The sequence below is a fragment of the Streptomyces sp. NPDC008079 genome (genome assembly GCF_042957385.1).
Classification (GTDB): domain Bacteria; phylum Actinomycetota; class Actinomycetes; order Streptomycetales; family Streptomycetaceae; genus Actinacidiphila.
The window spans coordinates 374523-395902 of sequence record NZ_JBIBIC010000001.1 but is presented as its reverse complement, the minus strand read 5'-3'; the positions used below and the strand labels follow the sequence as shown (position 1 = coordinate 395902).

Genomic DNA, 21380 nt, shown 5'->3' with positions numbered 1-21380 from the left:
ACTGGGTTTGATGCGGTGGTGTTGGCCGGGGGTGGGGCGAGGCGGCTCGGGGGGGTGGACAAGGCGGCGGTGGAGGTCGGGGGGCGGATGCTGCTCGACCGGGTGCTGGCGGCGTGCGCGGGGGCGGAGCGGACGGTGGTCGTGGGGCCGCGCCGCGGGACCGTACGGCCGGTGAGCTGGGCGCGGGAGGAGCCGCCGGGAGGCGGGCCGCTGCCCGCGCTCGACGCCGGGCTGACCGCGTTGGCCCACTTGGCCCCATCCGGGCCGCCGCTTCCCGCGCCGGAAATCGTGGTCGTGCTGGCGGCCGATCTGCCGTTCTTGACGGTCGGCGCCGTGACCGGCCTGGTGGAGGCGCTGGGCGCGCTCGGCACCGGGACGGAAGGGGTGCTGCTCACCGACGCGGGAGGGCGGGATCAGCCGTTGGCGGGGGCGTATTGGGGGGAGGCGCTGCGCCGGGAGGTGGCGCTGCTGAAGGGGGAGCACGGCGGGCTGGCGGGGCTGCCGTTGCGGCTGCTGACACGGGAGCTGGTGGTGCGCAGGCGGGCCGATCCGACGGGGGACGCGTCGTTCGACTGCGATACGTGGGAGGACGTGGCGGTGGCGCGGGCACGGCTGGACGGGGTGTCCGAGGGGTGAGCCTGTCCCACAGCGAGCCAGGTTTCAGGGACCATGGCCCTGTGTTGGACGAATGGATCGCAGCAGCCAAGACCGAACTGGGTATCGAGCTGGACGTGGACACCGGCGTCCTGCTCGATCTGGCCCGCGACGCGGCGCACGGCGTCGCTCGTCCGGCCGCGCCGCTGACCACCTTCCTGGTGGGTTACGCGGCGGCGCGCGCGGGCGGCGGCCCCGAGGCCGTACGGGAGGCGGCCGACAAGGCCGCCGCCCTGGCCGTGCGCTGGGCGCAGGAGGCCGACGCGCAGGAGGCCGACGCGCGGAAACCAGGCACCCCCGGCACCCCCGGCACCGACCCGGAACCGGCGGAATGAGCGGCACCCGTCCCGGCGCGGGCGCCTTCGACGCGGGCGCCTCCGACCCGCGCGCCTCCGACGCGGCCGACCGCGCGCTCGACGACGCCCTCGCCCTGGCCAACGAGTCGCGCCGTACCGCCACCGGCGCGGCCCGTCCCGGAGGCCAGGACCGTAACGACCCGCTGTCCGTCGCCCTCCGCCACGGCCGGGACGACACCGCCCCCACCCCGGAGGGCCCCGCGCCCCGGCCCCCCGTCCAGGGCCCGGCCCCCGCGCAGGCACCCGCCCAACCCCAGCGCCATCCCCAACCCCAGCCCCAGCCCCAAACCCCGCTCCCCTCCCCCGCCGACGCCGTGCCGTGGCCCGAGGCGCGGCGGATCGCGCGCCGCGTCGGCCGCCGACTCGGCTCCGAAACACGGGAGTTGGGAGAGGACCTGCTGGGCATGACGCTGGCCAGGGCGCTGACGGCGCTGACGGACCTGCCGTCGTTCGACTCCTCCGCGATGGACGGCTGGGCGGTGGCGGGCCCGGGCCCGTGGCGGCTGCGCGGCGCCTCGGTGCTCGCCGGACAGCAGCGCCCGGCGGAGCCGCTGCTCGTCGGCCACGCCGCCCCCATCGCGACCGGCGCCGCCGTGCCGACCGGCACCACCGCGGTGCTGCGCAGCGAACACGGCTGGACGCAGCGCCGCACGGACGGCGAGTGGTTGCAGGTGCGGTCGCCGCACCCCGCGCCCGCGCCGGGCCAGGAGGTCAGAATGCGCGGCCAGGAGTGCAGGGGCGGCGAGGAGTTGCTGCCCGCGGGCACCGTCGTGACGCCCGCCGTACTCGGCCTGGCCGCCGCCGCGGGCTACGACGAGCTGACCGTCACCGTACGGCCGCGCGTCGAAGTCCTGGTCCTCGGCGACGAGTTGCTGGACCACGGCCTGCCCAGGTCGGGGCGGGTACGGGACGCGCTCGGCCCGATGCTCCCGTCGTCGCTGCGCGCGCTCGGCGCCGAAGTGGTGGCGGTACGGCGGCTGGTGGACGACGCCGACCTCCTGCGCAGGGCGGTCCGCGAGAGCACCGCCGACCTCGTGGTCACCACCGGCGGCACCGCGGGCGGACCGGTCGACCACCTGCACCCGGTCCTCGCCGCGCTCGGCGCGAAACTGCTGGTCGACGGCGTCGCCGTCCGCCCGGGACACCCCATGGTGCTGGCCGAACTCCCCTCGGGCACCCACCTCATCGGGCTGCCCGGCAACCCGCTGGCCGCCGTGTCCGGCGTCCTGACCCTCGCCGCCCCCCTGCTGCGGACCCTCGCGGGCCGCCCCGTACCGGCCCCGTACGCGGCCCCGCTCACCGCCGACGTGCCGGGTCACCCGGTCGACACCCGGCTCGTCCCGGTCGTCTTCGACGACGACTCCGCCGCGCGCCCGCTCACCTACTCCGGCCCCGCCATGCTCCGCGGCCTCGCCGCCGCCGACGGCATGGCCGTGATCCCGCCCGGCGGCGCCCGCGCGGGCGACGACACGGCCGTACTCGACACCGGGGCGCTCGCGCTGGCGTGGGGGAGCGGCACGTGAGGGCACCCCGGTGCGTACGCGGTGGTGCTCGATACGTGAAGGTACGGGGTACGTGACCGCCGTCAGCCCATGTCACGTGGTACGTGATCCCGTACGCGAAGCGATACGTCGTCGGACCGGTGGACGACACCGGTATATGAAGGTGAGCGGCACATGATGGGGAGCGGGATATGAAACTGCCCCGGTACGACGCGGCGGCCGGTCGCGCCGATCCTCCCCCCGGCGGCGCGGACGGCGCCGACGGCACGGGCGACGGCAGCGCCTCGGCGGCGATCTCCGCCGGTACGGCGGGGTACCGCCGGGTGGCCTTCCCGCGTCCCGCCGCGGGCCCGCTGCTCCAGGTCTCGCGCCGCCTGCTGATGGCGCTGCTGGTCCTGCTCGCCACCGTCCTGATCGTCTACTTCGACCGCGGCGGCTACCACGACAACGCCAACGGCTCGGTGTCGTTCCTGGATTCGCTCTACTACGCGACGGTGACGCTGTCGACGACCGGCTACGGCGACATCGTCCCGTACAGTACGGGCGCCCGGCTCGCGAACACCTTCCTGGTGACGCCGTTGCGCGTGATCTTCCTGATCATCCTGGTCGGGACGACCCTGGAAGTGCTGACCGAGCGGACCCGCGAGCAGTTCCGCCTCAAGCGCTGGAGGAGAACCTTGCGCGATCATGTGGTCATCGTCGGATACGGGACCAAGGGCCGGTCGGCGGCCCAGACGTTGATCGGCCGCGGCATTCCGCAGAGCCGGATCGTGATCGTCGACCCGAGCCCCAAGGTCGTGCAGGCCGCGACGGACGAGGGGTACGTCGCCGTCGTCGGCGACGCCACCCGCAACGACGTGCTGCTGCGGGCCGAGGCCCAGGTCGCCAAGGAGATCGTCATCGCCGCGCAGCGCGACGACACCGCCGTGCTCGTCACGTTGACCGCGCGTCAGCTCAACAAGCGCGCCCATATCGTCGCGTCCGTCCGCGAGGAGGAGAACGCGCCGCTGCTGCGGCAGTCCGGGGCCAATGCCGTCATCACCAGTTCCAGTGCCGCCGGGCGGCTTCTCGGGCTGTCCATGCTCAGCCCCAGCGTCGGGGTCGTCATGGACGACCTCATCACTTACGGGAGCGGGCTCGATCTCATCGAACGGCCGGTGACCAAGGCCGAGGCGGGGCAGGCGCCGCGTGACCTTCACGACCTCGTCGTGTCGGTCAAGCGGGGGCATCGGCTTCTCGACCACGACGATCCGGAGGCTGCGCCTCTGCTTCTCACCGACCGCGTGATCGCCATCCACCGTGCCGGGCCCGCCGGCCCGCCCCTCGCCTAGGCCCCCACCCGCACGTGCGCAGAACCCCCCTTTCAGGGGCGCGGGGAACTGCGCGCTCAGCCCCCGCCGGACTGTCAGCCCGGGAACGACGGCATCTGCCCCGCTGGGGCCGGTTTTTTGTCCGCGCCACGGTGGGGGGCTGGTCGCGCAGTTCCTCCCCCAGCTACCGCTGGGAGGTGCCCCCAGCGCCCCTTAAAAGATCGGCGGGCCGTCCGGCGCAAAGGAACCGGCGGGCTGGGGGGCTGAGGGCAGCGGTAGCCTCGGGGGATGTATGCGATGACGATTCCGGAGCCGGGCGGGCCCGAGGTGCTGACGTGGGCGGAGGTGGGGGATCCGGTCGCGGGGGAGGGCGAGGTCGTCGTCGAGGTGGCGGCGACGGCGGTGAACCGGGCGGATCTGTTGCAGCGGCAGGGGTTCTACGAGCCGCCGCCGGGGGCGTCGCCGTATCCGGGTCTCGAGTGTTCGGGGCGGATCGTCGAGGTGGGCTCCGGGGTCGCGGGGTGGCGGGTCGGGGACGAGGTGTGCGCGCTGCTCGCGGGCGGCGGATACGCGCAGAAGGTGGCGGTGCCGGCGGGCCAACTGCTGCCGGTGCCCAAGGGGATCGACCTGGTGACGGCGGCGGCGCTGCCCGAGGTGACGGCCACGGTGTGGTCGAACGTGTTCCTCACCGCGCACCTGCGCCCCGGCGAGACGCTGCTGGTGCACGGCGGCTCCAGCGGGATCGGCACGATGGCGGTCCAGCTCGGCAAGGCGGTGGGGGCGACGGTCGCCGTCACGGCGGGGAGCGCCGAGAAGCTGGCGGCCTGCCGGGAGTTGGGCGCGGACATCCTGATCAACTACCGCGAGCAGGAGTTCGAGAAGGCCGTCACGGCCGACGTGATCCTCGACATCATGGGCGCGAAGTACCTCGGGCGGAACGTGGACGCGCTCGCGGTCAACGGCCGCCTGGTCGTCATCGGCCTCCAGGGCGGCCTCGTGGGCGAGCTGAATCTGGCCACGCTGCTGAGCAAGCGCGCCGCCGTCGCCGCGACCTCGCTCCGGCCCCGGCCGCTGGACGAGAAGGCCACGATCGTGGCGGCGGTACGCGAGCACGTGTGGCCGCTGATCGAGGCCGGAACCGTACGGCCGGTCGTGGACCGTACGCTCCCGCTGCGGGACGCGGCCGAGGCGCACCGCGTGGTGGACGGCAGCACCCACATCGGAAAAGTGCTCCTGACCACGGCATGAACACGCCCTCTCGCGGATAACGGTCCGATACGGAGCCGGCCGTCCGGGATGCCGGAAATGTTGCCGCGTGTGACGCTGAATCCACACAGGGTTCGGTGGAGAGGCGGGACGTGTGCGGCGGGCACCCGACAGGCGATGCGCGATACGGAGGGCGGCGCCCGTGCTGCTCGCGGGGGCGCTGCTCGTTCCGGCGACGGCGACGGCGACGGTGATGGCGACGGGCTCCGCGTGGGCGGTCGCGCCCGGGCCCGACGAGCCCACGGCCCCGGCGGTCCGTCCGCTCCCGGCGCCGGGCGCGGACATCGTCACCGAGGTGCTCACCGGGCTGGTCCCCGGCCTCGTCGGCCGGCACGAGACGGTCGGCGGCCCAGGACTCGGGGGACGCCAGGACGCCGCGCCGACCACCGGGCCCAGCGGGCCGCCGGTGACGGAGGAGCCCACCACCGAGCCGACCGCTCCGGCCACCCCCACCCCCACCGCTCCGGCCGCCAGGCCGGCCCCCGACCCCACGGTCGGCGTCCGGCCCCCGGCCTCCCCCGCCGTTCCCGCCACCCCGGCGGGCCCGCTGCGGCCACCGGTCCCGACGCCGACACCGACGTCCGTACCGGGCGACGGGGCCGCCAGGCCGCCGCTCACCCCGCCCGTACGGTCCACCTACGGCGCCGCGCGCTCCGCGCCCTTCCTGGTCCCCGACGGCGGGCCCGCCCAGGCCCCGCCGCGCCCTTCGGCACCCGCAGCACCCGACGCCGCCCGCACCCAGGCCCGCGCGCAGACTCCCGCCGTCTACGAGCCCGGCCGCCGCGTCCTGCGCATCCTCCCCTTCGGCGCCGGCCTCGCCCTGGTCGGCCTGGGTCTCGGCTTCCTGGGCCTGCGCCTGCGCCGCGACTGACCCCGAGGCGGTCGCACGCGCCCCTCATGTCCCGTTGTGCCCGGTCGGACGGGTCGCCGCGGCCTTGAAAGGCGGGTCCATACTCGGTATACATACTCAGTATGTCGATCCGCCACGGCCTGCTGGCCCTCCTGGAGCGGGGGCCGCGATACGGCTTCCAGCTCAGAACAGAGTTCGAGTCCCGCACCGGTTCCACCTGGCCGCTGAACGTGGGGCAGGTGTACACGACGCTGGCGCGGCTGGAGCGCGACGGGCTGGTGGTGCCGGCGGGCGAGGACGACGCCGGACACGCGCTGTACGCCATCACGGAGGGCGGGCGGGGTGAGCTGCGGGAGTGGTTCGCCCGGCCCGTGGACCGGGCGAATCCGCCGCGGAACGAGCTGGCGATCAAGCTGGCCATGGCGGTCGGATCGCCGGAGGTGGACGTGCGGGCCGTCATCCAGGCGCAGCGCGCGCACACCATCCGGGCGATGCAGGACTACACCCGGCTGAAGGGCCAGGCGCTGGAGGCGGCGCCCGCGCAGAGCGGGGCGCCGGACCGCGACGACGTGGCCTGGCAGCTCGTTCTCGACCAGCTCATCTTCCAGGCGGAGGCCGAGGCGCGGTGGCTCGACCACTGCGAGACCCGGCTCGTACGGCTGACGGCGCTGGCCCCGGCGGCCGAGCCCGCCGCACCGGCCCCGACTCCCGATCCCGCCGGTTCCGCCGACCCCGCCGACGGCGGCGGCCAGGACGACGGGAAGGACGGCGGGAAGGACGCCGCGCCGGACGGGGTGCTGCGCGGCGCGCTGAGGCGGACCCGGGCCCGCCGCTGAGCCGCGCGCCGACCGGCACCCGGCCCCGTACGCCTGACCGCGTACGCCCGGCCCGTACGCCCGACCCCGTACGCCCCACCCCGTACGCCCGACCCCTGCGCCCGGCCGCGTCGCGCGGCCACCTCCCGGCCAGGACCGGCCCGCCCGACCAGCGGCCGGACCACCGCCACCCGAGCACCCCGAAACCCGAGCACACAGCACCCGAGCACGCCAGCACCCGAGCACTTCGCCGCACGAGCACTCCACGACCCTGGGGGACGCACCGCCCATGTCCGTAAAGCCGCACACCGAAGCCGCGCCGCCGGAAGCGCCCGTCCTCCGCCTGGAAGCCCTCACCCGCGTGCACGGCACCGGAGCGACCGAGGTGCACGCGCTGCGCGGGATAGACCTGGACGTGCGTCCGGGGGAACTGGTCGCCGTGATGGGCCCCTCGGGCTCGGGCAAGTCCACGCTGCTGACCATCGCGGGCGGCCTCGACCTGCCGACGTCCGGCCGGGTGATCGTGGAAGGCACGGACCTGACCACGGCCAGCCGCAAGGAGATCGCGGCCCTGCGCCGCCGCAGCATCGGCTACGTCTTCCAGGACTACAACCTGATACCGGCGCTGACGGCCGCCGAGAACGTGGCACTCCCCCGCGAGCTGGACGGCACCGGCGCCCGCAAGGCGCGCCGCGAGGCGGTCGCCGCGCTGGAGGAGATGGGCCTGGGCGAGCTGGCCGACCGCTTCCCCGACGAGATGTCCGGCGGCCAGCAGCAGCGGGTGGCCATCGCCCGCGCGCTGGTCGGCGACCGCCGCCTCGTCCTGGCGGACGAGCCCACCGGCGCGCTGGACTCGGAGACCGGCGACACCGTACTGGCGCTGCTGCGCTCGCGCTGTGACGCGGGCGCCGCGGGCATCCTGGTGACGCACGAGCCGCGGTTCGCCGCGTGGGCGGACCGGGTGGTCTTCCTGCGGGACGGCTCCGTCGTGGACATGACGCTGCGCTCCTCCGCCGAGTCGCTGCTGACCGGCGGTGCGGCCCAGTGAGCGGCGCCGCCTCGCAGGACCCCGCCGCCTCCCAGGACCGCGGCCCCTCGCAGGACCGCGGCCCCTCGCAGGACCGCGGCCCGAGCGCCCGCGCGGGGAACCTCAACTCGTGGCGCGCCGCCATCCGCATCGCCCGCCGTGACGCCTGGCGCTCCAAGGGCCGCAGCGCGATGGTGCTGGCGATGATCGCGCTGCCGATCATCGGCGTGAGCGCCGCCGACATCACCATCCGCAGCTCCCAGTTGAGCCCGGAGCAGAAGCTGAGCCGAGACATCGGCGCCGCCGACGCGCGCCTTGCGGACGCCGACGCCAACGGGCGGCCGATCTACCAGGACCCGCCCGCGGACATCTGGACCTCGGTGAAGGACGCCACCGCGGACCCGGACGCCACGCCGTCGGCGGCGGACCTGGCGGAACAGCAGGAGACCCCGAAGCCGACCGACCCGCTGACCGCGCTGCCCCGGGGCGCGCGCTGGATCTCCGACTCCCAGACCTACGCCCGCTTCAAGACGAAGTACGGTCTGCTCGCCGCCCCCGTGCGGGAGTTGGAGGCGGGCGACCCGCTGGCGCGCGGCATCACCCACCTGGACCGCGGGCGCTACCCGGCGGCCGACCACGAGGTCATCGCCACCACCGCGTTCCTCAAGTCCGCCGGTCTGAAGGTCGGTTCGAAGCTCGTCGTCCGCGACGTGGACCGTACGTACAAGATCGTCGGCGCGTACGACCTGCCGGACACGCTCGGCACCGAGCAGGTCATCGCGCGGCCGGGCGCTTTCATCGCGCCCTACACCGCGGCGCGCAAGGCGCTGAACGGCGAGGACGACTCGGCCTACACCACCTACCTGGTGGGGTTGCCGAGCGGCGACTACTCCTGGCAGATGGTGCAGCAAGCCAACACCCGGGGCATCTACGTCAAGTCCCGCGCGGTGGTGCTGCACCCGCCCGCCGACTCCGAAGTGCCGCTCTACACGAAGTCGCGCAACGGCAGCGCCCCCTACCGCACCGGCGACACGGGGAAGGCCACGGCCGTCGCCGTGGCGGCGACCATCGTCGGCCTGTCGATGCTGGAGATCTGCCTGCTGGCCGGTCCCGCCTTCGCCGTCGGCGCGCGGCGCTCGCGCCGCCAGCTCGGCCTGGTCGGCGCCAACGGCGGCGACCGCCGCCACATCCGGGCGATCGTGCTCTCCGGCGGCCTGGTGATCGGCGTCGCCGCGGCCGTCGTCGGCACCCTGCTGGGCCTGCTGCTCACCGTCCTGCTGCGCTCCCCGCTGGAGGACTTCGTCGGCCGCCGCTTCGGCGGTCTGACGCTGCGCCCGCTCGAACTGCTCGGCATCGCGGGCCTGGCCGTACTCACCGGTCTGCTGGCCGCCGTCGTGCCCGCGGTCACCGCGTCCCGGCAGAGCGTGCTGGCGTCGCTGACCGGGCGGCGCGGTGTGCGGCACGCCAACCGCGTGCTGCCGGTCCTCGGCATCGGCGCGATCTGCCTCGGCGGCGGCATCGCGGTCTTCGGCTCGCTGCGCACCGACAGCACCCTCGCGGTCGGCGGCGGCTCCGGCATCGCGGAGCTGGGCATCGTCGCGCTCACCCCCACTCTGGTCGGCATGTTCGGCAGGACCGGCAAGTGGCTGCCGCTGTCCCCGCGGCTCGCGCTGCGCGACGCGGTGCGCAACCGGGGCCGTACGGCGCCCGCGGTCGCGGCCGTGCTGGCCGCCGTCGCCGGTACGGTCGCGGTCGCCACGTACTCCGCGAGCGCCGACCGGCAGGACAGGGACGCGTACGAGGCCCAACTGCCGCGCGGCGTCGTGGCGGTGGCGGCCTACAGCGACCGCGGGCGTGACCTGACCGCGGTGCGCGCGGCGGTCGAGAAGCGCTACCCGGTCTCCGGCCGCGCCGACGTGTCCGCGATGGTCGTCGGCGGCAAGAACTGCCAGGCGGGCGGCGGTGGCGGCGACGGCTGCGGCGACGTCCAGCCGGTGAAGCCGGCCGCCAACGTGTGCCCGACCGACCGGCCGGAGGGCGCGACGGCGCTCACCCTGGCCGAGCGCCGTGCCCTGGCCCACGACTGGCGCTGCGCGTACGTGGAGGGCCTGACCGCCATGCCCACCAGCAGCGCCGTCCTGATCGGCGGCCCGGCCGTCCTGCACGCCCTCGGCATCCGGGACGGGGACGCGGAACAGGCGCTGGCGCGCGGCGAGACCGTGCTGTTCGACAAGGGGTACCTCGACCGCGGCACGCTCAAGCTGAAGATCACCCTGGACACGAACAAGGCGGTGCCCGACGGACAGGAGCCGGTCGGCCCGGTCAAGTCGGTGCCGGTGCACCTGGCGGCCGAGGGCCGTGACCGGACGTACGGGCTGCTGGCCGTGATGCCGCAGCAGGCCGCCGACGGCGTCGGGATCGACACGATGCCGCTGGGCTCCTTCTACACCAACGCCCGGATGCCCAACGGCCCCGAGCGGCAGGCGCTGGACAGCGACCTCGCCAAGATCGGCACCGACACGGAGGTCTATCTGGAGCGCGGCTACACCAGGGACAACAGCCTGGTGCTGCTCGCCCTGACGCTCTTCGCGGGCCTGGTCACCATCGGCGCCGCGGGCATCGCCACCGGCCTCGCGCAGGCCGACGCCGAGCCCGATCTGAAGACGCTCGCCGCGATCGGCGCGCCGCCGCGGGTGCGGCGCACGCTCTCCGGCCTCCAGTGCGGGGTGATCGCCACGATGGGCGTGGTGCTCGGCTCGGCGGCGGGCGTGCTGCCCGCGGTGGGGCTGCGGCACACCGAGCGGCGCGAGCAGTGGAAGTACTACCACCAGGCGCTGGACGGGGGCTGGGGCGGCACGAGCAGGCTGCCGCACGTGCCGATCGTCGTCCCGTGGAGCACGCTGGCCCTGCTGATCGTCGCCGTGCCGCTCGGCGCCGCTCTGCTCGCGGCCCTGGTCACCCGCTCGCGCACCCAGCTCGCCCGCCGCGCGGAGCCGTAAACCGGGGCGCGCGCGGAGGAAGGCGGCGGGGGGGGGGGGGGGGCCGCCCCCCGGGGGGGGGGGGGGGGGCGCCGCCCCCCCCCCCCCCCCCGCCCCCCCGGGGGGGGGGGCAGGGGGCGGCCGGGGGGACGACAACCCCCGCCCGGGGGGGGGGGGGGGGGGGGGGGGGGGGGGGGGGGGGGGCCCGGGGGGGGGGGGGGGGCGCGCCCCCCCCCCGCCGCGCGTCCTAAGGGACAATGGCGGTATGGAGATGCCGATGAACGCGATGAACGAACGCTCGCCGGAAAGCTCGCAGAATCCGCAGAATCCGCAGCACTCACCGAATCAGCAGGTCCTGATCGTCGGTTCCGACGGAATGGCCCTGGGAGGCGCGCCGACCGGTGACGGCGGCGAGCACGGCGAGATCCCGGTGACGGAGATGGTCGAGCAGCCCGCGAAGGTCATGCGCATCGGCAGCATGATCAAGCAGTTGCTGGAGGAAGTGCGCCAGGCGCCGCTCGACGAGGCCAGCCGCGTACGCCTGAAGGAGATCCACGCCAGCTCGGTGAAGGAGCTGGAGGCCGGGCTCGCGCCCGAGCTGGTGGAGGAGCTGGACCGGCTCTCGCTGCCCTTCACCAACGACAGCGTGCCCAGCGAGGCGGAGCTGCGGATCGCCCAGGCCCAGCTCGTCGGCTGGCTCGAAGGGCTCTTCCACGGCATCCAGACCGCGCTGTTCGCCCAGCAGATGGCGGCCCGCGCCCAGCTCGAACAGATGCGGCGCGCCCTGCCGCCCGGCGCCGGCGGCCACGAGGAGGACGACGGCGGCAACCAGGGCGCCCGCTCGGGCCCGTATCTCTAGTCCGGATCTCTCGTCCGGATCTCTCGTCCGGCCTTATATCCGCATCTGAGCCGGTGAGGTGTCGCACCGGCGGGGGCCCGGTCAGTTCGAGCTCTTGCCGGTGGACACCCAGATGGTGACCTTGCCGCCCTTCTTCGGGTTGTAGTCCTCCAGATACTTCGGGGTCTGGCTGGTCACCGCGCCCTTGCCCCACTGCTGCTCGTCGGTCTGCTTGATCGTGTACTGCCAGCCCGCCGCCTTGATGCAGGCGACGACCGAGTCCACGTAGATCGACGTGAAGTCCGGCATCGTCATGACGTCCGGGTCGTTCGAGATCAGGTCGTTGTGCGCCTTGGTGCACTTGTCGGGGTCGATCGTGCGGCTCTGGTCGCCGTTCACGACGTCGCCCGCGCCGGTGCCCGTGGTCGGGTCGTCGGACGCCTGGGTCGAGGACGAGGTCGTCGGGCCGCCCGACTGGTCGTCCGCGCTGGGGCTGCCCTTGCCGCCGCCGCTGTTGGCCAGGACGATCGCGACGATCACCGCGATGGCCACGACCACGACGGCCGCGCCCGCGATCAGCGGTGTGTTGGACTTCCCGCCGCCACCGGTGCCGCCGCCGACCCCGCCGTGACCGCCGGGGCCGCCTATGCCGCCGCCCGGGTGACCGCCCGCGCGCTGCTGCGGCATCTGCTGCTGGTGCTGCTGGTGCTGCATCTGGGGCGCCATGGTGTACGCCGGGGTCGGCGGCGGCGTCTGGGACTGCTGCGGGTAGCCGTACGCCGAGGGCAGCGACGGGGCCGGCGCGGGCTGCCCGTAACCGCCCTGCTGCGGATTGCCCGGCGCGTACGGCGTCCGCATCTGCGGCGGCGGGGTCTGGAGCGGGCCCTGCGCGTACGGGAAGACCGACGCCGCCACGTCCTGGCCGCGGTTGCCGGTGGGCGGCGCGGAGCCGGACATCAGCGGCATCGTGTCGCGCCGCGTGGCCGCCAGGACCCGGTCCGCCTCGTCGTGCATCGCGTCCGCGGTCGGGAAGCGCTCCGCGGGGTTCTTGCGCAGCGCGCGCGCCACCAGCGCGTCCACGGCCGGGCCCAGCGCGCGGTTGAACGTCGACGGCGCGGGCGGGATCTCCTGTACGTGCTGGTACGCCATCGCCAGCGGCGAGTCCGCGTCGAAGGGCAGCCGCGCGGTCAGCAGCTCGAAGAGCATGCAGCCGACCGAGTACAGGTCGGAGCGCTCGTCCACACCGCGCCCCAGCGCCTGCTCCGGCGACAGGTACTGCGGGGTGCCGACCACCATGCCGGTCTGCGTCATCGAGGTGACACCGGACTGCATGGCGCGCGCGATGCCGAAGTCCATGACCTTGACCACACCGCGCTTGGTGATCATCACATTGCCGGGCTTGATGTCCCGGTGGACCAGGCCCATCTCGTGGCTGACCGCGAGCGCCGCCAGCACGTCCCCGGTGATCTTCAGCGCCTTGTCGGCGGGCATCGCGCCGTGCTGCGCCACATCGGCGGCCAGCACGTCGCCGAGCGGGCTGCCCTCGACGTACTCCATGACGATGTACGGCACGAGCTGGCCGTCGATGGTGTCCTCGCCGGAGTCGAAGACGGAGACGATGTTGGTGTGGTTCAGCTTCGCGACGGACTGCGCCTCGCGGCGGAAGCGCTCGCGGAAGGACTGCTCGTTGCCCAGGTTGGTGTGGAGGGTCTTGACGGCCACCGGCCGGTCGAGCACGGTGTCGTGCGCCAGGTGCACAGACGCCATGCCGCCCTCGCCCAGCAGGTCGCGCAGCACGTACCGCCCGCCGCCGACCGAGCGCCCCGTGTACTCGCCCTGCGTGGCGTCCCCGCTCATCTGTACCGCTACCCCCTGGAAAGTCCACCGGGGAGAGGGTCGCGCCGGTACCTGTGCGGTTGCCTGTGGCGATATTCGTCCCCGAGCTTGCCCGCCAAGTCTGGCCCATCGCACGGACACGTCAAGTTCGTTGACCATCTCGTCACCTGACGCACATCGGGCACGCACATGCTGTGTATCCCCGCGGGACCGCCGTATTGAGGTGCTGTGACGCGGACGTGTGCCCGGCGGGGCACGCGAAAGCGGTACGGTGGCCGCTCCGGGGCATCCGTACGATACGGGCGTCCGCGCGCGCCCGCCCGGACGATGACCGCGTACGAACGACGGCGAGGACTGATGGTCGACCCCAAAGAGACGGCCCCGGGCCCCGGAGCGTCGGAGACATCCGGCCAGTGGGGCGTGGGCACCGTCGTCGGCGAGGGCCGCTACCGGCTGACCGGGCGGCTCGGCCGCGGCGGCATGGCCGAGGTCTTCGCGGCGGAGGACGTACGCCTGGGCCGGATCGTGGCGGTGAAGCTGCTGCGCACCGACCTCGCCGAGGACCCGGTCTCCAAGGCCCGCTTCACCCGCGAGGCCCAGGCCGTCGCGGGTCTGAACCACCACGCGGTGGTCGCGGTCTACGACTCCGGCGAGGACCGTACGCCCACCGGCACCGTCCCCTACATCGTGATGGAGCTGGTCGAGGGCCACACCATCAGGGACCTGCTCTCCAGCGCCGAGCCGCCGCCCGTCGACCAGGCGCTGCTCATCGTCTCCGGCGTCCTCGAAGCGCTGGCCTACAGCCACCAGCACGGCATCGTGCACCGCGACATCAAGCCCGCCAACGTGATCATCACCACGAACGGCGCGGTCAAGGTCATGGACTTCGGCATCGCGCGGGCGCTGCACGGCGCCCAGAGCACGATGACGCAGACCGGCATGGTCATGGGCACCCCGCAGTACCTCTCGCCCGAGCAGGCGCTGGGCAAGGCCGTCGACCACCGCAGCGACCTGTACGCGACCGGCTGTCTCCTCTACGAGCTGCTGGCGCTGCGTCCGCCCTTCACCGGCGAGACGCCGCTTTCGGTGGTCTACCAGCACGTCCAGGACGAGCCGCAGGTCCCGTCGCAGATCAGCGACCGGGTGCCGCCCGAGCTGGACGGGCTCGTGCTGCGCGCGCTCGCCAAGCAGCCGGACGACCGCTTCCAGAGCGCCGAGGAGATGCGCGGCGTCGTCCAGTACGCGCATCAGGCGCTCGTCCAGCAGGGCGGCTGGACCGGCGGCATGTGGAACACCGGCGTCATCACCCCCCTCGCGGGCCCCCGGACCGGCGGCATGTCGCCGACCGTCGTGGCACAGGGGCGGCCCGGCAACAGCACCACCGCCGAATTCGGCGCCCCGCTGCTCGCCGGAATCTCCGGCACCGGTGACGACGACGGCGGTCAGGGCTACGGCGAGCGGCCGCCGGGCGGCGGCGGCAACCGCTGGCTCAAGCCGGTGCTCTTCGCCATCGCCGCGGTGCTGGCCATCGCGCTGGGCGTCTACTTCGCCACGCGCGGTACCGGCGGGGACGGCGGCGCGCCCGCCAACTCCCCGTCGCCGTCGGTGACCCAGGACACGGGCACCCCGTCCGACCCGCCGTCCACGGAGCCGACGGAAACCGGGTCCAACCAGACCGACCCGACCACGACTCCGGCGACGACCCCGCCGACGACTCCGACCACGACCCCGCCGACGACTCCGACCACCAAACCCCCCACGACCCCGCCGACGACTCCGCCGACCACGCCCCCCACCACCCCCCCGACCACGCCCCCCACCACCCCGCCGACGACCCCGCCGACGTCGGACGCGGCCACCCCGGAGAACTGACCCCCACGGTCAGCGCCCCTCCGGGCGCACGGCGGGTCGGAGCCCCGTAGGGGCGCGGGGAACTGCGCGCTCAGCCACGGCGGTGGCGAGCTTTAAATACCGGCCCCAGCGGGGCAGATGCTGTTGTTTTCGGGCTGACAGCCCGGTGGGGGCTGGTGGCGCAGTTCCCCGCGCCCCTAAAAACTCGGGGTACCGCCCTGCGTAAGGGCGCCCTTGTCGGGGGGGCCGTTAGGACGTGAAGGCGTCGATGACGGCGCCGTATTCGGCCGTCCACCAGACGGCCAGGGCGGAGGCGGGCGGGAAAAGCGGATCACTGCGGGGGTCACGCCGCTGATAACGCCACTGGAGCATCCAGAAGTCGTTGAGGCGTTCCCACCAGACGCGGTGGACGGCGGCGACCAGCTCGGCGACGGGAACCCCCGCCGCGGAGCGGTAGGCACGGGCGTAGGAGCGGATCTTCCGCAGGTCGAGACGCCCGTCCAGCGGGTGGACGAAGAAGATGGCGGCGGCGCGTACCGCCTCCTCGGCACGCGGCTGCACACCGAGCCGGTCCCAGTCGACGATGGCGGCGGGCTCCTCACCGCGGTAGAGCAGGTTGAGCGGGTGGAAGTCGCCGTGCACCCAGCCGCTGACCGTCCCGTCGGCGTCCGGCGGCCGGCGGTGGGCGTGGCGGCGCAGCAGGGCGCGGCGCTCCAGCAGCCGGTGCTCGGCGAGTTCGTCGAAGGCGTCGCGCGGCCGGTGCCGGCGTACCAGCGCGAGCAGTTCGTCGATCTGCGCGTACGTACGGTCCGGGTCGGCGCTCGGGTGGTGGCGTTGGTCCTCCGGCGGGGGCGGCTGCACGCGGGCGAGCCCGGCGTGCACCATGCCGAGCAGCGTGCCGAGCCGCCGCGACTGCGTGGCGGTCAGCTCGGTGCCCTCGCGGTGCCTGCCCTCGATCCAGGGGAAGAGCGCGTATCCGTGGCCGCCGAGCCGCGCGACCGTACGCCCGCGGGAGTCCGGCAGGGGCGCGGCGACGGGCAGTCCGAGGCCGACCAGACCCCGCGTCGCGCGGTGCTGCCGGGCGATCACGCCGGGGTCCGCGGTGTCCCGGGCGACGTACTGCTTGAGGAAGAACCGGCCGCGGGTGGTGGTCACCTCGTAGCCCTTGTTGAGCAGCCCCCGGGGAACGGGTACGCAGGTCAGCGGGGTACCCGCGTCCTCGTAGCGGCGCAGCAGAGCGGTCAGCGAAGCCCGCGCCGGCGGCACCTTCGCCGTGCCCGTCACGTGCAGAAGCGTAGATCACCGCGACACCCCGCCCGCGCGGACTGGCGCCGACCCCCTGGGACGTGCTAAGGCATATGCCTCCGGTCACCCTCGGCCTGCATGCGGGCCACGTACGCGGCGGCCTGGGTGCGCCGCTCCATGCCGAGCTTGGCGAGCATCGAGGACACGTAGTTCTTCACCGTCTTCTCCGCCAGGTGCAGGCGCTCGCCGATCTGGCGGTTGGTGAGGCCCTCGCCGATCAGGTCGAGGATGCGGCGCTCCTGGGCGGTCAGGTCGGCCGTACGGTCGTCGCCCTCGGAGCGCGCGCCGCCGTGCCGGAGCCGGTCCAGGACCTTGGCGGTCGCGACCGGGTCCAGCAGCGACTTTCCCGCGGCCACGTCGCGGATGGCGTCGATCAGGTCGTTGCCGCGGATCACCTTGAGCACGTATCCGGCGGCGCCCGCCATGATCGCGTCGAAGAGCGCCTCGTCGTCCGCGAAGGACGTCAGCATCAGGCACTTGATCGACGGGTCGTGCGAGCGGACCTCGCGGCACACCTCGACGCCGCTGCCGTCGGGCAGCCGTACGTCGAGCACCGCGACGTCCGGGCGGGTGGCCGGAATGCGCGCCACCGCCTCCGCGGCGTTCCCGGCCTCGCCGACGATCTCGATTCCCGGCTCGGCCGAGAGGAGTTCGTGCACCCCGCGCCTGACCACCTCGTGGTCGTCGAGCAGGAACACGCGGATTGTGGGGCTATTTCCTTCTACAGGCACCTGCCCAGCGTCGCACCGCCGGGAGCTCCCCGCCTCTTACGGACGACAGCCCGCGCCTCTTACGCACTTTCCGTATCCGGGATACGGTGCGGTTGTCCCGGTGGCCTGCGGTAACGCGTATTTACTAGGAACTCCAAGCAAAACCGCAGGTCGGACGGCTTCGCGCGATGGCGTGGGTTATAGGTAACGTCTCTGTTGCAGGCCACGTGGCCGGGGCACTGTCACGCCTGGCTCGGCCATGCCGCACACACCCCGTGCGCCGCGTCGTACCAGGTGAGCCGCACACTGGCTGCCCGGCGGATCCCGGGGGCCGGACAGACGGAGGAGCGAACGTGAGCGTGAAGAGCACTGCCGCTGGGGCCACCCCCGCCAGGAGCGGGGGGCGAAGCACCGCCACTCCCGCCAAGGGCAGGGGACGGACCACCCGCGCAGCAGGCGCCAAGCGCCGTGGCACCGAGCCCGAACTCGTACAGTTGCTGACGCCCGAGGGCGAGCGCGTCGAGCACGGCGAATACTCCATCGACCTGACGCCGGAAGAGCTGCGTGGCCTGTACCGCGACATGGTGCTGACCCGCCGTTTCGACGCCGAGGCGATCACCCTGCAACGCCAGGGCGAGCTGGGCCTGTGGGCCTCGCTGCTCGGCCAGGAGGCCGCGCAGATCGGTTCGGGGCGGGCCACCCGCCCGGACGACTACGTCTTCCCGACCTACCGCGAGCACGGTGTGGCCTGGACCCGTGACGTGGACCCGCTCAACCTGCTCGGCATGTTCCGTGGTGTGAACCACGGCGGCTGGGACCCCAACGAGAACAACTTCCACCTCTACACGATCGTCATCGGCTCGCAGACGCTGCACGCCACCGGCTACGCCATGGGCGTGGCCAAGGACGGCGCGGATTCGGCCGTCATCGCGTACTTCGGCGACGGCGCCTCCAGCCAGGGCGACGTGGCGGAGGCGTTCACCTTCGCCGCCGTCTACAACGCGCCGGTCGTCTTCTTCTGCCAGAACAACCAGTGGGCGATCTCCGAGCCGACCGAGAAGCAGTCCCGCGTGCCGATCTACCAGCGCGCCGCCGGATACGGCTTCCCCGGCGTCCGCGTGGACGGCAACGACGTCCTCGCGGTGCTCGCCGTCACCCGTGCGGCCCTGGAGCACGCGCGCAGCGGCCAGGGCCCGATGCTGGTCGAGGCGTTCACGTACCGCATGGGCGCCCACACCACGACCGACGACCCGACCCGCTACCGCGCCGACGAGGAGCGCGAGCAGTGGGAGTCGAAGGACCCGATCCTGCGGCTGAAGACGTATCTGGACAAGCAGGGCCTGGCCGACGAGGCGTACTACGCGTCGATCGAGCAGGAGAGCGACGTACTGGCCAAGCGGGTGCGCGACGGCGTACGCACGATGGAGAACCCGGACACCATGGCGATCTTCGAGAACGTCTACGCCGACGGGCACGCGCTCGTCGACGAGGAGCGCGCGCAGTTCGCCGCGTACCTCGCCTCGTTCGAGTCCGAGGGCGCCGCTTCCGGAGAGGGACGCTGACATGACCCAGATGTCCATCGCCAAGGCCCTGAACGAGTCGCTGCGCACGGCGCTCGACAACGACCCGAAGGTCCTCGTCATGGGTGAGGACGTCGGCAAGCTCGGCGGCGTCTTCCGGATCACCGACGGTCTCCAGAAGGACTTCGGGGAGGGGCGCGTCATCGACACCCCGCTCGCCGAGTCCGGCATCGTCGGCACCGCGATCGGCCTCGCGCTGCGCGGCTACCGCCCGGTGGTCGAGATCCAGTTCGACGGCTTCGTCTTCCCGGCCTACGACCAGATCGTCACGCAGCTCGCGAAGATGCACGCCCGTGCGCTCGGCAAGATCAAGCTGCCGGTCGTCATCCGTATCCCGTACGCGGGCGGCATCGGCGCGGTCGAGCACCACAGCGAGTCGCCCGAGGTGCTGTTCGCGCACGTCCCCGGCCTGAAGGTGATCACGCCTTCGAACGCCTCCGACGCGTACTGGATGCTCCAGCAGGCCATCGAGTGCGACGACCCGGTGATCTTCTTCGAGCCGAAGCGGCGCTACTGGGACAAGGGCGAGGTCGACACCTCGGCCGTGCCCGGCTCCCCGCACAAGGCGGTCGTGGCCCAGGAGGGCACCGACCTCACGCTCGCCGCGTACGGTCCGATGGTGAAGGTCTGCCTGGAGGCTGCCGCGGCCGCCTCGAACGAGGGCCGTAGCCTGGAGGTCGTGGACCTGCGCTCGCTCTCGCCCCTCGACTTCGACACTCTCCAGACGTCCGTGGAGAAGACCCGCCGCCTGGTCGTCGTGCACGAGGCCCCGGTCTTCTACGGCACGGGCGCGGAGATCGCGGCCCGGATCACCGAGCGCTGCTTCTACCACCTCGAGGCCCCGGTACTGCGGGTGGGCGGTTTCCACGCCCCGTACCCGCCGGCCCGCCTGGAGGAGGAGTACCTGCCCGGCCTGGACCGCGTACTCGACGCCGTCGACCGCGCGCTGGCGTTCTGAGGAGAGGGTTGTGACGACCATGACCGCACCTGCACAGCGCTTCCGCGAATTCCGGATGCCGGATGTCGGCGAGGGCCTGACCGAGGCGGAGATCCTCAAGTGGTACGTGGCCGTCGGTGACACCGTCACCGACGGGCAGGTCATCTGCGAGGTGGAGACGGCGAAGGCCGCCGTCGAGCTGCCCATTCCGTACGACGGGGTGGTGAGCGAGATCCGCTTCGGCGAGGGCACGACGGTGGATGTCGGTACGCCGATCATCGTGGTGGACGCCGGGGGGGACGGGGCCGCCGGGTCCGCCGATTCGGCCGGTTCCGGAGGGTCCGCCGGGGTTGCGGCTTCGGAGCCGCCCGCCGTGGAGACTCCCGCCCCCGAGGCCCCGCCCGCCGAGCCCAAGCGGCAGGCGGTGCTCGTCGGATACGGCGTCGCGCCGTCGGCCACGACGCGCCGTCCGCGCAAGCAGGCGGCCCCTGACGTACCAGCCCCTGCCGTACCGACCGCTGCCGTACTGGCCCCCTCCGTACCGGCTCAGGCCGCCGAGCTGAACGGTCACGACCGTGCGGCGGCGGTGGACCGGCCGCTGGCCAAGCCGCCGGTGCGGAAGCTGGCCAAGGAGCTGGGCATCGACCTGGCGACCGTGGTGCCGACCGGGCCGAACGGCGTGGTGACCCGCGAGGACATCCGCGCGGCGGCGGCCCCGCCTGCCGCGCTGCCGCCGGTGACGGCCGCGCCCGAGCCGCTCGCGGCGACCGCCGGCGCCCGGGAGACGCGTATCCCGATCAAGGGCGTCCGCAAGGCCACCGCCCAGGCGATGGTCACCAGCGCCTTCACCGCGCCGCACGTCACGGAATTCGTGACGTTCGACATCACGCGGACGATGAAGCTGGTCCAGGAGCTGAAGGAGGACCGCGCCTTCACGGGCGTACGGGTCGGCCCGCTGCTGCTGGTCGCGAAGGCCCTGCTGGTCGCCCTCAAGCGGCACCCCGAGGCGAACGCCGCGTGGGACGAGGCCGCGCAGGAGATCGTCCACAAGTCGTACGTCAACCTGGGGATCGCCGCCGCCACCCCGCGCGGTCTGATCGTCCCCAACATCAAGGACGCGCACGACAAGACGCTCCCCGAACTGGCCGCCGCACTCGGCGAACTGGTCGCCACCGCCCGTGACGGCAAGACCTCGCCGGCCGCGATGCAGGGCGGCACGGTGACCATCACCAACGTCGGTGTCTTCGGCGTGGACACCGGCACGCCCATCCTCAACCCGGGCGAGTCGGCGATTCTCGCCTTCGGCGCGATCAAGCTCCAGCCCTGGGTCCACAAGGGCAAGGTGAAGCCGCGTCAGGTCACCACGCTCGCCCTCTCCTTCGACCACCGCCTGGTCGACGGCGAACTCGGCTCCCGCGTGCTGGCCGACGTGGCCGCCATCCTCGAACAGCCCAAGCGGCTGCTCACCTGGGGCTGACGCCGTCACCCGCACGGAGGGCCCGGACGTACAAACGTCCGGGCCCTCCGTCGTGCGTGCGTCCCACCCATTCGTCCCCTTTTATGCT

At 73.5% G+C, this 21380-nt stretch carries 15 protein-coding genes and 1 pseudogene; 13 read left to right on the top strand and 3 right to left on the bottom strand.

The features are described 5' to 3' along the window. Positions 1–18 precede the first annotated feature (18 nt). The 9 genes and pseudogenes from ACFZAM_RS01615 to ACFZAM_RS01575 all read left to right on the top strand — a co-directional run bounded on the left by ACFZAM_RS01615 (position 19) and on the right by ACFZAM_RS01575 (position 11617). Positions 19–989 (top strand): annotated as a pseudogene (locus ACFZAM_RS01615) (DUF6457 domain-containing protein). Next, positions 986–2533: a molybdopterin-binding protein gene (locus ACFZAM_RS01610; protein ID WP_391041919.1), complete on the top strand. Its 1548-nt coding sequence runs from the start codon at positions 986–988 to the stop codon at positions 2531–2533. Before ACFZAM_RS01615 ends, ACFZAM_RS01610 begins: the two are co-directional and overlap by 4 nt. A gap of 170 nt (positions 2534–2703) precedes the next feature. Next, complete coding sequence (locus tag ACFZAM_RS01605) at positions 2704–3843, top strand: TrkA family potassium uptake protein (RefSeq protein ID WP_188279870.1); 1140 nt, start codon at positions 2704–2706, stop codon at positions 3841–3843. Between the two features lie 267 nt (positions 3844–4110). Next, a complete protein-coding gene (locus ACFZAM_RS01600) occupies positions 4111–5070 on the top strand; it encodes an NAD(P)H-quinone oxidoreductase (protein ID WP_355336726.1) in 960 nt (319 codons plus the stop codon). 160 nt (positions 5071–5230) lie between these two features. Further along, a complete protein-coding gene (locus ACFZAM_RS01595; RefSeq protein WP_391041917.1) occupies positions 5231–5959 on the top strand; it encodes a hypothetical protein in 729 nt (242 codons plus the stop codon). A gap of 101 nt (positions 5960–6060) precedes the next feature. After that, positions 6061–6774, top strand: coding sequence for a helix-turn-helix transcriptional regulator (locus tag ACFZAM_RS01590; protein WP_391041916.1), 714 nt, complete (start codon positions 6061–6063; stop codon positions 6772–6774). A 268-nt stretch (positions 6775–7042) separates the two neighbouring features. Continuing rightward, the gene (locus tag ACFZAM_RS01585) at positions 7043–7801 is read left to right on the top strand and encodes an ABC transporter ATP-binding protein (RefSeq protein ID WP_355336729.1); all 759 of its coding nucleotides are present in this window, start codon (positions 7043–7045) and stop codon (positions 7799–7801) included. A 182-nt stretch (positions 7802–7983) separates the two neighbouring features. After that, positions 7984–10779 (top strand): ABC transporter permease, encoded by a 2796-nt coding sequence (locus ACFZAM_RS01580; protein ID WP_355336778.1) that lies wholly within the window; start codon positions 7984–7986, stop codon positions 10777–10779. Between the two features lie 265 nt (positions 10780–11044). After that, entirely contained in the window at positions 11045–11617 is a 573-nt protein-coding gene (locus ACFZAM_RS01575; protein ID WP_391043469.1) for a proteasome activator, read from the top strand. Between the two features lie 81 nt (positions 11618–11698). On the opposite strand, the gene ACFZAM_RS01570 is transcribed toward ACFZAM_RS01575, so the two are convergent. Further along, positions 11699–13453, bottom strand: coding sequence for a protein kinase (locus tag ACFZAM_RS01570; protein ID WP_391041914.1), 1755 nt, complete (start codon positions 13451–13453; stop codon positions 11699–11701). 336 nt (positions 13454–13789) lie between these two features. Between ACFZAM_RS01570 and ACFZAM_RS01565 the strand changes: the two genes are divergently transcribed. After that, positions 13790–15304 (top strand): protein kinase, encoded by a 1515-nt coding sequence (locus tag ACFZAM_RS01565; protein WP_391041912.1) that lies wholly within the window; start codon positions 13790–13792, stop codon positions 15302–15304. 228 nt (positions 15305–15532) lie between these two features. Here ACFZAM_RS01565 and ACFZAM_RS01560 read toward each other — a convergent pair whose 3' ends face one another. After that, a complete protein-coding gene (locus ACFZAM_RS01560; protein WP_391041910.1) occupies positions 15533–16567 on the bottom strand; it encodes a phosphotransferase in 1035 nt (344 codons plus the stop codon). Positions 16568–16632: 65 nt separating this feature from the next. Next, entirely contained in the window at positions 16633–17292 is a 660-nt protein-coding gene (locus ACFZAM_RS01555; protein WP_355336779.1) for a response regulator transcription factor, read from the bottom strand. Between the two features lie 359 nt (positions 17293–17651). Here ACFZAM_RS01555 and pdhA point away from each other — a divergent pair, with 359 nt between their 5' ends. The 3 genes from pdhA to ACFZAM_RS01540 are packed head-to-tail and all read left to right on the top strand — an operon-like array spanning position 17652 to position 21292. Beyond that, positions 17652–18860, top strand: coding sequence for a pyruvate dehydrogenase (acetyl-transferring) E1 component subunit alpha (pdhA, locus tag ACFZAM_RS01550; protein WP_355336734.1), 1209 nt, complete (start codon positions 17652–17654; stop codon positions 18858–18860). Position 18861: 1 nt separating this feature from the next. After that, positions 18862–19836, top strand: coding sequence for an alpha-ketoacid dehydrogenase subunit beta (locus ACFZAM_RS01545; protein WP_355336735.1), 975 nt, complete (start codon positions 18862–18864; stop codon positions 19834–19836). A 10-nt stretch (positions 19837–19846) separates the two neighbouring features. Next, entirely contained in the window at positions 19847–21292 is a 1446-nt protein-coding gene (locus tag ACFZAM_RS01540; RefSeq protein WP_391041908.1) for a 2-oxo acid dehydrogenase subunit E2, read from the top strand. Positions 21293–21380: the final 88 nt, after the last annotated feature.